1 protein-coding gene (cut by a window edge) is annotated in these 18377 nt (G+C 51.9%); it reads left to right on the top strand.

Annotated features, from left to right (window positions below; all coding sequences use genetic code 11):
• On the top strand, positions 1 to 18377 hold the end of the coding sequence (locus ACJJII_RS20330) for an Ig-like domain-containing protein (RefSeq protein ID WP_444917520.1). It extends 19876 nt beyond the left edge of the window; the window shows 18377 of its 38253 coding nt (coding positions 19877–38253); its start codon lies beyond the left edge, outside the window; its stop codon occupies positions 18375 to 18377.

The following is an 18377-nucleotide window of genomic DNA, read 5'->3' as shown; positions in this document are numbered from 1 at the left end:
CGGAGCGGGGGCTGCTGTACGTAGCTCATACCGGCGGCATTACCATATACCGCTACGACGCACAGCAAACGCTGGAGGCGCTGCACACCATCGACAGTGCTGACCTGGGCGGCCAAGTGCAGCAACTGCGTGTGAACGGGCAGCATCTGTGGGCGATCAATAACGAAACCCACGAGGTAGTGGCTATCGAGTTAACCAGTGGTCGCTTCGCCATTGAACAGCGCATTGCCCTGCGAGATGCGGGAGCCAATACCGTTTACGCTGAAGACCTGTTGGTAATCGATAACTACCTGCTGGTTTCCACTGGCAGTAACGCCACTGTCCAGGTTTATGATCTGAGTGAAGCCGAGCCTCGTGCCCGCGCCGACCTGCGTTTAGTGTACCTGCAGAAAAACGGCAACAGCTTTGCAGGCAACATAATGCTGTTCGGGCAGACACTTTATGTGTCGGCGGGTCACGGCGATGTGCAGATATTTGATATCTCTCCCTGGTTGCATGAACAGTTCAACCAGCCGGTGGAAATCGATCACTACTTCTCTGTCACCGGAGCCGTTACCGACCTCGCATTTGAAGGCAGTGCGCTGTACGCCGGCACAGGGTTTGTTTATGTGGACGATCAACCCGCGGAGAGCCCACTCAACACCGAGGACGAATTCAGCGGGCTTGGGGGTGGGGTCAATACCATCGTTAACGACCGTGTCACGATTGTGGACCATGTGCCGAGTGCCAATGGTCTGCTGCCCTATGGTCAGAATATTGAAGTGCAGTTCAATCGCATCCTCGATTCCGGGCAAATACAATCTCTCGGTGAGCAGCTGCTCGAAGTATCTGCCAATGGTGTCAAACTCAGTGGCACGGTTTCCTCTACAGTCAATAATCAGGGTACCCGCCTGCACTTTATCAGTGACAGCGCACTGGTTGATGGCGAGACCTACTGGGTGAGATTGTCCGCGGGAATTCGCGATCTTCACGGTGATACTCTGGGTAGTGAATACCGCTATCGATTTATTGCCACCGATGATATCGCCCCACAGATTACCCATATTGAACCGAATATCGGCTCCTGGCGCGGTGGTACAGAGGTCACCGTGCTGGGAAGTGGTTTTGACAGCAACACTCTGGTTGAAATTGGCGGTGTGCCAGTAACGCTGCTCAATGTACTCAACGACGGTGAGCTGAGCTTTACTGTGCCGGCGCTCGCTGTGCAGCCCGAGACCAATCAAGCAGCAGCCCTCGAAGTTACCAATGGCAAATTAGGTGATTTCTGGCCAGCGCAGTTTACGTTTGTGGCCGATCCCCGTATCGATAATATCGGTGCTTACGACCATATCAATAATCAATACCAGTTGAGCCAGAAGCACTTCCACTTTAACAGCGATGCCTTTATTGCAATCGAAGGTAAAGGGCTCAACCGATTCACCAAGGTAGAGGTCAACGGTGAAAGTGCCGTTGACCTTCGCCTGCTCGATGATCGTCACCTGGGACTACGCTTACCCGCTAACACGGTTGGGCCTTTGACGGTGGAAGTTTACAACGATCCCGAGCGTGCCGATGTGGTAGCGGATCAGTCGCTGTCGGTGGGATTGAACTCTGCCGTGCAATGGAAAGGGGTAGAAGCCATCGCCCAAGCCGGGGATTTCCAGGCGATGATCGATGGAAAAGTGCTGACCCTGTTGCTGGCCAGTAACAGCGCCCAGCCGACCAAGCTTGCCAGCCTTAGTCTTGAGGAAGAAGGCACAGGTGTTGCCATCAGTGAGCAGTTTATCGCCGTCCTACACAGCGATGGTGATATCACCATTGTCGATTACTCCAACCCATACCTGCTGCAAGAAGCCAATCGAATTCGAAATGCCGAGCGCCGCAATTACAAGGCCCTGGTGTTGAGTGACGATGTATTGGTGGTTACCGATGGCAATTTTGCTAGCCGCGGCAGCGTGTACACCGGGCAGGTTTTCGCATCACAGCTCAGCGACAGCGGCACCGATGCAAATGCCATTGTCGCCCACCGCCACCTCGTCTTTGTGTTGAATAATTCTGATCTATCTGTGTATAACGGCGAGGACTTCTCGACCGCGCTGGCCAGTGCGACAACCCTGAGCGCTGCAGACAAGTTGGTCGTTGCCGATCAGCGCCTGCTGGTGGGCAGCCAATCCCAAGTACAGGCCTTTAGCTTCAGCGGCAACGAACAATTTGCCGCGCTGACCAGCCTCGGTGTTGCTGAATTTGCCGGCGCCCTGGCTGCCACCTCTGGCAGTGTGCGCGCACTGGCGGTCAGTGGCGAACTGATGGCTATCTTTGCCGATGAAAACCATATTGTTGACCTGGGCCGTGCGAGTAACGATGAGCTGTCCTTGCGACCCATCGCCGCCTTTACCGGCGGTTCCGAGCTGTCGACGGATACGGTGATCTTCCGCGGTGAACAGCTGAGCTGGATTGAAAACGACACCCTGGTAAATGCCGTTGTTCCCATGGCAAACCTATGGGCGCTGGAGCCGGGCATTGTGTTGCAAAACCAGAGCCTGGTGCAGGGACGCGTCAGCGGAGCGCTGGAGGCCTGGCGTAATGTGGTGTTTAGCGTTACCGACAGCGTTAACCAGGAGTTGGACGGTTACACCCAGCTCAACGGCGATAACTTGCTATACCAGGTGACTGGTAGCGGCTTTGCGATGGCAGCGGGATACGATATCGCGCTGTTTAATGAGCCGAGAAAATCGGTAGATGGCGGCCGGGTAATCTTTGATCTACCCTGGCGACTCGCCAGTGCGCCTTTCTTCGACAGTGAAACTACCGAGCTCAGTCGTCTGTCGCCGTCCCATGTGGTGGCAGGGGTCAGTCAGGATTATGTGCTCTATGGTCAACAGCTCAATCGCATTAGTGAGATCAAACTCGGCACAGTAACTCTGTCTCCCGCCGACTGGACCCTCAACAGCGCCAACAGTGAGCTGAGTTTTGCCGCTAATCTCGACCAGGCCGGTGTTTATAACCTGGTTGTCACCATTGGCTCGGGCGATAGCGCCGAGGTGCAGCAGCTGCCCGGCGCCATTTTGGCGACGCCTGCGTTGTTGATTAATAACCTGAGCAGTGACAACCCCGCCGGGCCGACGTTTGTCAGCGACAGCGGGCAGGACACTATTTCCGTGACCGGCATTGGTTTAAGCGGCCAGGTGAATGTGCATTTCTTCGAAGCAAATGCCGGGTATGTGGCTGATGCGAGCAATCGCCTGAGCTATGAATTAATTGCAGATGGGGTGTCCTTTGTCAGCCCGGCGACTCAACCGGGCAGGCAATATCAGGTGGTGGTAGTGTCGACCGGCTCGGGCGAATCTGTGGCGGCCACTCAGTTGTTGAGCGCTATTGATGACACCCGTCCCCAGCTGACCAATACCCAAGCCCTGAGCGAGAGCCGGGATCTGGTGTTGCGCTTTAACGAAAATATTGCCGTGGGTGGCTATCAGGTGACCGCCAAGGATAAATCCTATCAGGCGCAGCCCGATAGCGATGTCAGTGGCCAGTTTGATTTGGTGGTGGTTGAAAACTCACTGCGCCTGGGCTTCAAGCCGGGCTTTGGTTTTATCGACAACACCCAGTATGAAATAACCCTGTCCGGCCTGACGGATCTGGTGGGCAATACGGTTATTAGTAGCGGTGCCATTGCTGGGGGCGTATATAGCCAGACATTGAGTACCCCCGATACGCTGCAGCCGCGAAATATTGCCATTACACGCTTGAATGACAACCAAGTACTGAGTGGTGCCAGTCAGTTGGTGCGCGGGAAAACCTATCGGATCAGCATCGATGCCGAGGACAATGCCGATAGTAGTTTGAAGTACCGTGTGCGTGTGTCACTCAATGGTGGTGTCAGCTTTAGCAGTTGGAATACGGTTTACAGCCAGTATCAATTCAATGTGGCTGAAAGTGCCGACAGTACTCTGGTCATCCGTACAGAAGTGACCGATAGCGCTAACAATGCCATCACCGAAGACCTGAGTGTTGCAGTGGTGGACCCGGTGCTGAATGTCTCGCGCATCTCACCTCTCGTAGCAGAAGAGATAGCGTCTACGGAAATGAGCTTTACCATCAGTGGTGAGGTGGACTTAATTACCGGCGCTAAGATCAATATCAATAATCAGTGGCTCGACGCCGCAATGCAGTTGACTGATTCCCAGTCGTTGAAGGTCAGCACTCAGTACCTGCAGCCTAAGTTAAGCGATATTGCTCCGAGCACCAGCATTGATGTGCAGTTGCGTCTAACTTACGCACAAACCGGTATTAAGTTAATTGATGACAGCTATGACCTGACTCAGGATGTCACCAAGCCCGAGGTCAGCATTGTCTCGCCCCAGGACGGCGACACCATTGTCTTGAACGATGAGACTCGGGTGGCAATCCAGAGCTTCGACCGCTTTGGTATCAAGAGTGTCTCGGTATCCCGCGATGGCGGTGCCTTTGAATTGCTGACCAATGTTGCCGAATACCGATTTACAGCAACTACTGAAAACCCTGTCACTCTGCAGGCTAAAGCCGTTGACCAGAATGACAACGAGCAGCTCTCAAGTTTGGTTACGCTCAAGCCTTACGATCCCGAAGGCGAAGAGCCGCGTTTAGTGATACTGAATCCGGTTCAGGGTGCAACCCTGCGCGAGAATCAAACGCTTGAGTTTGAAGTCTTGATGCAGCGCGTCAACGACGCCTACCTGCACCTTGAACTCGGTGGCCAGGCTGACAGCTCTCCTGTGCATCTCACGCGGGGTGACAATGATCCTGAACGCTTCAGTGTTGCTGTGACACTGCCGCAGGTCACCACCGACAGCGTCGTACTGCTGAAACTTACCGACGGTACACTGGTTCATCGCTCGCTGATTAATGTGCAAAATGACACGGGCATTGATGAAAATATCGAGCTTGCTATCAGTCCGGCTACTTCGGTTCTTTCTGGCACAGGTATCTGGGTTGAGGCTTATCAACCGGAGCAGATGCAAGACTTTGATCTGTCTTCTCAGGTAAGTGTTACTGACGGTGCAGATACCACTGTTCTACCTATGGCAGAGACTTCGGCAAGGGTAGCGATTAACAGTGCTGATAACTCTGTTGATGTCACCGCCAACTTGGTGGACCTGTCTCAAAATGTTAAGCAGGTTGTCGAGTCGTTGAGCAAGCGACCTTACCTGACCGGCACTTCCACCACGTTGGTGTCTACCAATAGCGTCGATGAACGCATTGTTGATACAGCCCAGTGGCCTGGGCGCGGACTGGTAGTTGCCGTTAACCAGCCGCAAGGCTTCCGCCTGGCGACTGCCACTGAAACACTGCTAACCCAAGGCTCCGGTTATCTGGAATCACTGGACTACACCGGTAGTGGGCTTGTAGCTGTAATTGTTGAATCAGGCAATCGTTATCTTCACTTCTGGGATCACGCACTGACCCCGGCAACACCGACGCGTTTGTGGGGGGATTACCTGGGAGCAAACGGTCGTGATGTATTTGTGCAAATGGGGCAGAGCTTCTCGGTGTCCCGTTTGGAGCAGGGGCAGTGGCACAGTGTCATGGGCGTTAGCCACGGTGAACCTGTGCTTGCCGCCCGTGTACAAGACAACCGCTTGTTTGTTCTTTCAAACAGTGGTCTGACCCTGTATGAGAACACTCAAAACCTTGATGCCCGCTTGTTGAAAGTGGCAATGACGGCAGTGAGCGCCGATGATTTTGCGGTTAACGGTGAGCAGATTATTTACTGGAAAAACCGCGACCTCACGTTTGGCCGTTGGTTATCTGATAATAATCTCGCCATCGATCATCACTACCCAGAGTTTGGTGAAATTGAACAGCTCAATACGGCCAGCGCTATTAGTGATGATTCTCGAGTATTGGTGAAACTGTCTAAGCAAGGGCAGGGACAATACTGGGCTGTGTTCGAAAGTGGACAGCTGGGCGGCTGGCTCAGTGGAGAGTCTGCCGAGGGTAAATCCCTTGAGATGCGTTCGGCGTTGGATGGTTTGCTGTCCATTTATTCTGACCGGGTGGATGCAAATTCCTTTGCCGATCCACAAACCAGTGTGACTCTCAGTGCAACCCTCACTGAACACCCGGGTGTACTGCTGATTGAAGTGGGCAATATGCCCGAAGATCACCACTTCCGCGCGGTGAGAATCTACGACGAGAACAGCAATCCAGTTGAGTTCTCCAGGCGTTGGGTTGACGGCAAACAACTGCTTGCGGTTGAGCGCCGAAACCTTACAGCCACGACTCTGACCATCGAGGTGATGACACCGTCAACAAATTACACGACTAATGTTGCTGTACCTGCGGCAGCTATTGCGATGCCTTTGGTTACGCCGGAGTCCAATATCGCCGTGGTTAAAGGTGCGCTGATACCGATGACGGCAAGTTGGGCTGAGGCAATGACTGTGCGAGCAACGTCAGCGGATCTCGACTCTAACCCTCTGGTATTACGCGCCACCGATAAGGGGCTGGCGGGATGGCTGACTCTGCCGGAAGCAACATCGTTAAGTGTGCTGACTACGACGGTGGAAAGTGAAACACCGCTGCTAAGCAGTCTTAACCTGGTGGATAATGATTTCACTCAGGGAAGTCTGACCATTGTTTCGCCGCAAAATAACCAGCAGTTCTTTGAAGGTGAAACCCTAAGAGTAGATTTCCACGCGTTATTTACCCAGCCTCAGATCGCAGATGACTTTAAGTACACTGAAGTTGCGCTGTTTGATTTCGATGGCAACCTGGTGACTCGCACTCTGCTGCAAAACGCCGCCGGTCAACTTGATCTGCGACTCTTTGCCGTGGCCGAGCAGGATAACTACACCTTGCGAGTGCGCGCATACTGGGGTGATCGATTCGATTATGTCGAGGATGAGATCGGCCTGCGAATCCTGCCGAAAGAAGTCAGCCTGCCCTTGGCCCTGAGTGGTATGGGGCCAACGGTTCTGGGTGGTGCTCAACTAAATCTGCGTATTGTTAGTGACATTGCTCTCGGCGCAAGCACAGAAATCAATGTTTACGATCACAACCAGGTATTGATTGCGAGCGGGAGCGAGAGTCTCGAGTTTACAGTGCCTCAAAGTGCTGAAAGCCTAACCGTGAAAGCGGCTATCGATGACGGTCTGGGTAATTCCACCGATGTTGAGCATAAGGCTGTAGTTGTAACCCCCGCACAGTTTAGTTTGGGTGGTGTTGACCAGAGCTTTGATCTGTTCTTAAACGGAGTGGGTCGCAGCTACTACACGCGCAATCATCAGCTCTTTGATCAGAGTGGCGCACTGGTGAAGCAGTTTGATGCCAAAGTGACGGCCATTAGCTTTATCGATGATCGTATACTGGTTGCCCTCGACAATATCGGTGTGATGTTTGTTGATCCGGAGCAAAACTTTATTCGACTCGGCGATCACGCTATTACTGGGCACATTGATCACTTGGCTTACTTTGCCGATCAACTGATCGCAGTGCAGGGCAATCGTGTGACACTCTTTGAAGTCACAGGCAATGCACTGGAAGCTATAACCGATACGGTGGTTTCCGGGGATATTGTGGATGTGATTCACCGCGATGGTCACTGGTATGTGTTGAGTGATGCTGAGCTGGTTTCCTTTACCAGCAGTCTCAGCACCCATAAAACCTGGCTGCGCAATCATTCCCTCAGTGCTATGGCTGTTACACCCCAGGGTATTTATATCGCCGAGCAAGCCGGACAATTGTGGCTGGTGAACGATGGGAATATTGAAAAAGTTGGTGAGCTGGAAGCAACTGCTTTACCTGTCGATCGCCTTTTGGGGCTGCCGAATCAGTTATTGGCGCTTTCAACGGCGGATCAGTCTATCCAGTGGATTGATATTACCAAACCGCAACAGGCCTATGTCTTAGGTAAAACCCACCATGCACTGGGCTCTCAATTGCAACGCAGCGTGCTGCATGCAGGACAATTGCGTCTTGCGGAAGCTGATGATTTATTGCTCTCGACGGCGACTAAGCCTGCTTACAGTTATTACGCGCCGACCTTAAAAGGTGGTCGTGTAGTAGATATCGGTATCTACGAAGGTATGTTTAGTGCTGGTGCTGAAGATTATGGATTAATCTGGGGAGCTGAACTTAACAATAGTACGGTTGAGTCTGTTTATCCGTCGCCCTATGTGGCTAACACCACAAAAACACAGTGGTATAACGGAAAGCTTTACGCCTTGCAGGCATCGCAAAAACGTATTATCGAAGTGCAGCCTGAGATTGATCAATCCGCTCGTTTGGTACAGCCCAAAACACTGTTTAGCGGTGCTGAATTCGATCAATTTATTGTGGCGCAAGATATTATTGTCGCTTCCAGCGGTGAGTCTATTTTCTGGCGCGCCCTGGACGGTGGTTCTTCTCAATCAATGGCGGTGGGTGAAGGGGATACCGTTACCGCGCTTGCCCTGATTAATGACAATTTATTTGTTGCCACCAGTGGTGGGCGTTTGCTGCAGTTAGCTGGGTTTAACCAGGCAGTCAACGCTGTTGATCTTGAGCCGGAGACTCGTTTGAGCACCGCTTCAGAATTGCGTTTACTGGCGGCTAATGAAGATTATCTTGTCTATGCGGTAGCCAGTGAGCTTTATCGCTATGATCTGGGTCGCAATCAGACCGCGCAGTTGAGCGCGCCTGCCGTCATTCAGGCCCTGGCAGTGGAAGGTGATCGAGTCTTTATTACCCATGGTGTAACTGTGGCAGAAGTTTCTCTGTCTCAGTGGCAATCAATCACTACCATTGCGACGCTGCCTTTCAACATCACTGCGATGGCGGTGAACAATCAGCAGATGATTGTGGGTATGGAGCGCAATGGTTATCAGTTGTTGCAACTGGATAATCGTTATCCGTGGAGTTCTCCAGCGGTGGTAACCCCGCAGCACAATGGTGTATTTGAACCAGGGGATAAATTAAATATTGCCCTTGCTGATACCCGCGGTGTCAGTGCGGTTGCCTATACCATTAATGGGGAATTGGTAGCGGAAGTTAATGAAGCACCATTTAATGCCAATATTCTGGTTCCGGCCAACCTGCCTAACGGTAATGCCTTCGAGTTACTAGCCCAGATTGAGACTTATTCCGGGCAGACAGTAACTTCGGCGGTACGTACTTTGTGGCTGCAGGGAACCGATATTCCTGTTAACAGTTTCTTCGCTGAAATCGAAGCCGATGAAATTTCCTTTGTACCCAAGCCCCTGACTATCCGCGCCCATGTGCGAGGCAGTGACCATCCGGTACAGCAAGTGGAGTTTTATCAGTCCTCTAACTACGACCCACAGTCACCGGAGACTGCGCAGTTTGAGTTGATCGGCAAGCACTATGGCCCAGACTATGTCATCTACAAGAACTATCAGGTAGAAGATTCTGGATTGCATTTGAAGATTCGCGCTGTTGATGTGTTCGGCAATAAAACAGAATCCAACGTGGTTGAAATGAAACGCTTCGTGGATGAATTGCCGCCGAGTGTCTCTATGGATATCGAAGGCGAGTGGCTGGCCGAAAACATTGTGCCACCCGCACGACCTATCACTGTGCGCTTGAGTGTTGCTGATTCAGGTAGTGGAATCGACTTCGTCACACTTACACGCAATGGTTATGTTGTTGCTGCGCAGTTCGAAGCCGGAGAGCTGGTTTATACCGAAGCTTCTCCTGAGCTGAACACAACCTATGTGTTTGAAGCAGTGGCTACAGATAATGTGGGTCGAACAGAGGTTGTGCAGAAATCTATTTCCACAACCCTGGATACGAAACCAGTAATGGATAATCTGGTAACGCCTACACAACTCGTTGAACGAGCGGATCTCGATCTTACTGTGGCCGCCAACGATGACCTGGGAATATCAGCCGTTGAAGTTGAGTTGGAAGGTTCCTTCAAACGCTTTGAGTTTGACGGAGTCACCGCTATCAATGAGCAATTGACGGTATCCACACAATCGGCTGTGACACGATTGAGCCAATCTTTGGCAACTGATGTAAAAGTGACGTTGGTAGACAGCTTTGATCAACGCACGACTATCACCCGTCCAATTACGCTGTTACCTGATACAGCCCCGGTATTGGACGGCCTCAACGTTGTTGTTGCGGATAACTCTTTCTACGGCGATTTGTTAAAGCTGTCTCTCAACGGATTGGAGACAGTGGATGATCGTGGTTTGTACGGACTGCAGGTTGACCTGATGGTTCGCGGCAACGGTGGTGATCAATGGCAAAATCTGTGCAGAGAAGGCTTCAACCAACAGTGCCCGGCGCAACTTAACCATGTGGTAGAAGTGCCAAGCCTGGCTCTGCCGAACGATATTTTGTTCCTCAAACTTCGCGTTACTGATGCGATGGGACAAAGTGCTGAAGGTGAATTAATCTCTGTTGTGCTGACACAGCAACCGAACCTACTGGTATTTGATAATTCGGGTACAACCCATATCAACCCCAGTGTGTTCAGTCTGCAAGACGGAGCTACTCACCAGGTGCGTGTTGAAGACGCCGCGGGCAGACCCGTAAGCGGGCAATCAGTGGTGTGGACAATTAACACCGCCGACGGTGAGTCTATTACTGCGGATACTGTGATTACAGATGCACAGGGCCTTGCACCTTTCTCCTGGTATGGTTTCACCAAGTCCGGGCAGGTTGAATTGCAGGCAAGCCTGCAGGATCACTCTTATATCAGTGCTGCCCGCCAATGGGTGGAAGTTCTGGCCGCCGATGCCCACTACCTGGATGTGGATTATCTGCCACCGGTTCAGGCATCTGACCTATTTGATATCAAGCTTACTGCGCGAGATACCTACGGCAATATCGTTGCCCACGACAGTGAGCGCCAAGTGCGTGTGCACCTCCCGGGAGATGGTTTCCACTTTGCCATTGCTGAAGGTGTTACGGTGGAAAGCTGGCTCGATAGTGATAACAACTTCCTCGGCGAGCAGGCCACGGTAACGCTTTATCACGGTCGATCTACGCTGGAAGTGAGCGCCGGTATTAGCGCTGGAACTTACCCGGCTCAATTGAGCTACCCCCAAGATGATCGCCTTGCACTGACCAGTCGTTACGATCACGACGCCAATGAGGCCAGCGATCCCGTGGCGATTAACAGTGTGCCTGTAATCGTGATTAATGGTGAAGCAACTGCGTGGAGATTCGTACAGGTCGGTGTGGAAGATATCTACAACGGTTATATGGATAAGCTTGAGCAGGGCGAAAAAGCGATTGTGCGCTTGGAACTCGTGGATAGTTACGGTAACCGTGTGCCCACACTGGATGTTAATAACACGACCGTAGCAGCCAGCTACAAAGTTACTGTAACAGTTGATGGTTCAGCAGCCTTTGCCAACAGCACCCAGAGTATGGAGTTGGATGTCGTTAATGGTGTGGCTGAATTCACCTTGAGTGATGCTATCGCTGAAACGGTTACCCTGACTATGGGCGCTATTACACCGGCGGACACTCAACCGGCGGCAGCCTTCGCTGTGGAAACCTATGATGTGGTCTTCGCCAGAACACCGCCGCATATTGTTGCCAGTGAGTTTGAGAAGGTGCACGAGTCCCTCGATATTCCTCTGGTGATGAACCTGAGCGAAGAGATGGTGGCAACCAACCGCAGCAAGTTTGCGTTGACTTTACTTGATGCCGAAACTCGTACGGTAGTCAGTGGGCAGGCATTGCTGGAGGAGCCGGGCCGTATTGTGTTCTACGCGCAAGACCCGCTGAGCTTTAACCACTGCTATATCATCGATTCTAATGACTCAAATCTTGAGCGTATTGATGACGGCGAAGTGTTGTTACCGCGTGAAGAAATCATTTGTACACCGCATATCGCTATGGATGAGTTCGATCAGAGCTACGCCATGGAAGATAGTCTGGTGGAATTCAACCTGTTGCCGTCAAGCAGCGAGTTTGACTACCAGCAGATTTCCGACGGCTTTGTACAAATTGATGATGACACTTTTGTACTGGATTACCTGAAGCCCACGATGGTTATGCCTCACCATTCCGATACGGGGCTTGATGATGGCACTTACGTCATGATCCAGCTGGGTGGTACTTTGCCTGAAGGCGACCTGCAAGTTGCTAACACCCGCGCTATTCAAGTGTTGCAGTACGGCAAAGACTACGACCAGGATGGTATTGCCAACGAGATCGAAGCTGGTATCAATGGTCTCGACCCACTGTCGAGTGATTCGGATAACAATGGTATTCCGGACGGAGCGGAAGATTTCGATAGCGACGGCCTCGACAATGCGACTGAAGCAAGTCTCGGAACCGATCTTGAAAAGTATGGTAATGACAGCGACGGTGATGGTATCGATGATGCCCAGGAAGTCAGCGACGGCACTGATCCCACTCAGTGGGACAGTGATGGCGATGGCATATCTGATCTAGCGGAAAGGAATGCAGGTAGCGACCCCAATGACAGTGCGTCTCGGGCCCTCAATGCCGATGATATTTCCGGTTTGCGCTTTGCCAGTAGCGAACTGCGCATTGATCTAAATGCACCGGTATCTGCGCCTCAGTATCAGCTGGAAGCCGTCTTCTATATCGACGGTAAGTTGAAAAGTGCTGATGTTACTGATGTAGCCTTGTTCGGTATTGATTTAAGTATTGCCGATGGAGCGGTTGCAGTACTGAATAGTGGTGTTGTAAGTCCAGTCAGTGTGGGTAGCACCGAAATGACTGCGACCTTCGGCTCGCGCTCTGCATCAATAGATATTCTTGTCTACAACGTAGTGGATATGGGCGATATCGTTTGGGAAAACGAAACCGTTAATCTCACTACGGCAATCATTGCCGACAGCATCACCATCCTCGGTAATGTAACTGTCGATAGTACCTTTGATATTTATGTTGATGGCAATGTCTCCGTTCAGGGCACTAACAATACTATCGAGGCCAATGAACTTGCGATCACGGGCGACTTGAGTATTACCGGTGCGCCAGAGGACAGCGATACTGACTTTAATCTCTCGCTTGGATTACAAGAGCCGCTGATGGTGGGCGGTAATATTGATCTCACTCAGGCGACGCTTACGGTGCCCAATACGGATATCAATCCGGCCAGTGACAGAGAAGACTATCCACTGTTGTTAGAGGTACTCGGAGAGATCAATGTCGATATTGACTCTTTGATCGATCTCACGGGCAAAGGTTGGGATTACTCTGGGGCAGATCGCGGTTCCTACGGTTGTTACGGCGGAATGAGTTCCATACGTTTATCCTCCATGATCAGCGATAGCGATGATGACGGTCATGATTGTATCCAGGGTTCTTACTTTGATGTAAGCCGGCCTGGAATTGGTTACGACCTGGGTGACGGTGGTGGCTTAATCAGCATCAATGCTGCAACCTTGAACCTCGCCGGCCGCATCGAAGCCAATGGTCGTACTTTCTATGACAAATACGATTATCCTGGTTCAGGAGGTGGTATTCGCATTGAAGTGGCAACACTGAGCGGCACTGGATCACTGTCGGTTCAAGGGGGCTTTAATACCTACAACGATATCGACAAGCTTCACAGTGGTGCCGGTGGCCGTATCGCCATCTTTAGTGCCAATACCACAGGCTTTGTCAGCGACCTGAGCCAGTGGGCAGCAAGAGCTCAACTTGGCAGTGGGGCTGAAGGTCATATTGCCGGTGCGGGAACCCTTTATATCGCCAGCGATTCAAACCCAGATACTCACGGGTTATTGATTACCGATAACGGCGGTCGCGAAGTGATTCTGCCCTCTACGCCCATGGATGCTATCGGTGAACATGAGATCGATCAGATCACGATTGATACCGATAAACCCGTGGAATTTGTAGATACCCAGGCAATCAATCATTGGGTAATTAAGCTGAAAAATACCACTATCGATTCTTCCGGATTTGAAGGGCGTTGGATCAGCCTGGAGCCAGAAAACGATAGCGCGACTTTGTTCAAAATTGTCGAGCACACTTCCAAATCCATTACCGTGGCTACCAGCACCCACTTGTCACGCTGGTTTGCCAATCGCCCGCTGGATCAGCGTCGCTTGGTGGGTGTACACAGCTTTGACAGTGTGCGGGTAACTGGCGGTGCGCATCTGGATTTTGCCGACGATAAGATTCGCGTGAACAATTTGGCTGATGCGATTGTTGATGAAGTGAGTGCGATTACTTTGTCGCCACGCTCTCTAGGAATGGTTGCTGCGTTTAATAACGTCAACGATCAAAATCATCGCGGCAGTGTGTTGCTGAATGATGCTGGAGCCCAGTATCTCTCCGGAATAAACCTGACAATCGACGGTGATCTAACGGTTAATGGCAATACGCAACTGGCCCTGGATGTCTACGAGAGTGTTACTGTCAACGGTAACGTGAGTATTGGCAACGGTGCTTCACTAACTGCGGCTATTCGCGGCCCCTGGCAAATCAATGGTGACCTCACCATTGCCAGCGGCGCGGTACTCAGTGCAGAACCTGCCGATCAAAACAGTTCCCACCGTTATGTGTTCGGGTTGGACTTGATTGTCTCCGGTAAAGTTACTGTCGAGACCGACGGTTTGATTGATCTCGAAGGTAAAGGTGCGCCTGCATCCTACAACTTCCAGATGTCTGGTACTTCTAATCGCTATAGCCACGGTGGTGTGAATAGTTCCGGCACCAACACCAGTTACGGACGCTTTGAACGTGCGACTCAGCCTGGCAGTGGTGGTGAAGGCAGTGCCTCGAGTGCGACGTTGCAAAGCGCCGGTGGTGGCCTGCTCACTTTGAGTGCGGCGGAGATGACCTTAAATGGTGTAATCAACGCTAATGGTAAGGCCTCAAGTTCGGCGAGCTATCTCGGTGGCGCTGGCGGCGGTGTGCATATTGATGTACCGGTTATTTCCGGAACAGGTTCCATTGAGGCCAAGGGGGCAGGTTTCGATCTCAACTCCCAGACCAATGAAATCTCCGGCGGTGGCCGTATCAGTATCTGGACCAACAACTCCGCAGTGATTGATTGGCAGCAGCCGGGCAGTGGAATTTTTGTCTCCACTACCAGCGACTTCGCCAACAACAGTGCAGTGGTTGCCGGTGCCGGTACGGTATTTATCAAAACACCCGCAGAAAGTTATGGACACTTGATTGTTGATAACGGAAGTACTCGGGCTCATAAACCGGGTGTCTATGCTCGCTCTGTGGGCGAGGCAACTATTACCGCTGTCGATGCGGTGGGTGGTGAAGACAATGCGTGGAAAATCAGTGTTGATACTTACAGTTGGAGCACTAATTCCCACGATGATTTCTGGACCTTCTCCATTGCGGGAACTTATGTGACTCTCGATGCCGATGATGCAGATGCGCCGGTGTATCGTGTTCTGCGCGGTGAGTATCAAAGCCTTGTGATTGAATCCACCGATGATCTTTCTGCACTGAATTTAAGTGGCAAACGCCTGTTAGGTGTGCGCCGCTTGGATCGCTTAAGTGTAGTTAACGGAGCCTACGTGAGCTTTGGTGATGATCGACTGGAAATTCTCGATACGGCTAACTCTATTCTGGGCGAGTTAAGTGGTATTGATGCCTCTGCAAGCTCAACGGCGACAGAGCTTTGGTTACAGGCCAACCCTTATGTGTATACCTACAATGGGCTGACCTACGCCGGTGCCATTACTGTGCCGGAAAATAGTAGTGGCTCTCTATCCGTACAGAGTATCGATGTCGACGGGGATATCACCATCGGTGCCAATGCCAGCTACGAAATACTCGGTGATCAGGCGCTGAATATTAACGGTGATTTAACCTTGAGTCCGGCTTCCACGCTGATGCTGACCGGTGAAAGTGTTGTGATCACCGGTGATCTCACCGTGAGCGATGCCAAACTGAGCCTAGGTATTAATACAACGATTGTTGTACAGGGGAATTTGTTGCTGGAAGGCAATGCCACCCTGACCACGCCCACAGAACCAAATCCGATGTCTTCTTACCTGGAGGCTTACCCACTGCGCATTACCGTAGCGGGGACAGCCACTATCGGTGAGAACGCGGTGGTGGACCTGGCTGGCCTCGGCAACGATGGCAGTGGTTCCGACTCCAGCCGCAAGGGTTGTCACGCCGGTGCGCGTTCCAATGTAGAAACGGTAGCCTGCAGTTACGGTTCTTACGAATACGCTGCGCAACCGGGGGCCGGATACAGCAGTGCCCGCGGTGGCGGTGTGCTGACACTGCAGGCCCCATCCGTACAGCTCGACGGCTTGATTGATGTCGATGGTGGCCAGGCGAGCAGCAGTTCCTATCCCGGTGGTGCTGGCGGTTCGGTGCATATCGAGACAGCTTCGCTGCAGGGGCAGGGGCGTATTACTGCGAGAGGTACCGGCTACTCGTTGAGCTCCACCAGCAACCGTATTTCTGGCGGTGGACGTATTTCAATCATTACGCCATTTATCGATGCGGTAACCCTGGATCAAACCGATACCAGTCGCATCACGGTGGATGTGGCCAGCCAATACCAGGGCGATGTCGGCGGTGCGGGCACGGTGTTTGTGAAATCACCCGCCCAGAGCAGCGGGCACCTGTGGGTGGACAATGGCGGCCATCTGCAAACCGGCAAACGTGTGGCCAATACCGGCGTGCCCTCTGTCGGTGAGCACGAGATAACTGCGGTTGAGAAACTGAGCGAGGACAACCGCTACCGTATCTCTATCGCCAACAATGTGTGGTCCAGTGCAAATGGGGAAAATGGTGCGGGTATCGTTGGGCGCCTGGTGCGCTTGGATGCCGAAGACGATCAAGCCCCGTTATTGCGTGTCCTGACCAACACCGGTTCGAGCTTTGAAGTGGAGAGTGCCGATGACTTAACCCAGGCGAACTTGGTCGGTAACAAGTTAATAGGGGTGCACAATCTGGCCACGCTCAACATCATCGATGGCGGACACCTATCGTTTGGTGACGATCTAGTGAATGTTGATGATCTTCCCGGCTCGACATTCGATGATTCAACTGGAGTGGTTCTGTCTGAACGCGCCACCGCGCTTATCGACTACCTAGGGCTGAATAGTGACTGGGTTGTTATCAACCATGTGCTCTATACCCCCGAATTGAGCTTCACCGATGCACAGGCTCACTCCCTGCATGCAGAGGGTATTGTGATAACCGGTGATCTTGAGATTGGTGGCACGAGTACAGCGCTCACTCTTGAAGCCGATGACACCATTACCGTGCTGGGACGACTCTATGTCGCAGACAGTGCAGAGTTGGATTTGATTGGCCAAAGTGTTCATATCGAAGCCAACCTGGAAGCGGTCGTTGGAGCCGAAATCCGTGCAGGCCTTGAAGATACGCTCTTTGTGGGTGGTGATTTAATCCTCTCCGGTGACAGTCACCTCCGTTCCCGCGATGGTAGTAACTGGAATGCGCTGCGCCTAAATGTCATAGGTGATGTGTCCATCGACAACACCTCCAGTATTGATGTGGAGGCGCTTGGCCATCTTAATAAGGATGCTGGACCCTATGGTGACAACATCAGCAGCCGCTTCGGATGTCATGGAGGAATGTCATCGGGGGCGACAACGGATTGCACCTATGGTGACTACCGCTATGCCCTATTTGCGGGGTCAGCTTCTACTTTGTCAACTTCTCGCGGTGGGGGTGCCATCTCACTGGTGGCCAATAAACTCACACTCGATGGTGTGATCAACGCTGATGCAAAAGCAATAAACTATTCCGCCGGCGGCAGTATTCATCTCGATGTGAAACATTTTGATGGTGCTGCTACAGGGGAACTGCGTATTCGCGGTGGAGCGAGTGATTTTGTCAATGATAATACGGCAGTGGGTGGCGGTGGCCGTGCCAGTGTTTACGTTAGCGATAGTTTCACCTTCCAAGGGTCCTACCTGACCGGCAGCGTCTTCCCGGGCGATGTTTCCGGAGCGGGGAGCGTCTATCTCAAAAAGCCCGGTGACCAGTATGGTGACTTAATCGTCGATAACGAAAATAAAATAGATGATAGTGGACGCACACCGATTCGCAGCGTGGGCTATTTCGAGATTATTGGTGTAGTTGCCCTAAATACCACTCCGGGTTCCAAAGAGTGGGAGCTGCATGTCAGCGATGCAAATTGGATAGCCACAGATAATGATCTTGCATTCGGGTTGCAAGGTATCGAAGTAGTATTGGATGCCGATGAATATATCGACCAGGATGATCAATCAGTGCCGCGCTTACTGATTGAGAGCAATAGCCAGAATGCGATAGTGGTGAAATCTGAACTGGATCTGACTGCTTACCTCAATAAAAAGTTGGTTGGTCTGCATCAGTTTAATCAGATCAGTATTACCAAAGGCGCCCATGTGAGCTTTGGTGATGACGTAGTCATAGTGCATGACAGTAGTGGCTTATCTGTTGATGCTAATAGTCAGTTAACAGCGAAGAAAATAATTGCGCAGTGA

The organism is Microbulbifer maximicatervae (SeqCode), assembly GCF_052467825.1.
This window is presented reverse-complemented; position numbering and strand designations above follow the sequence as displayed.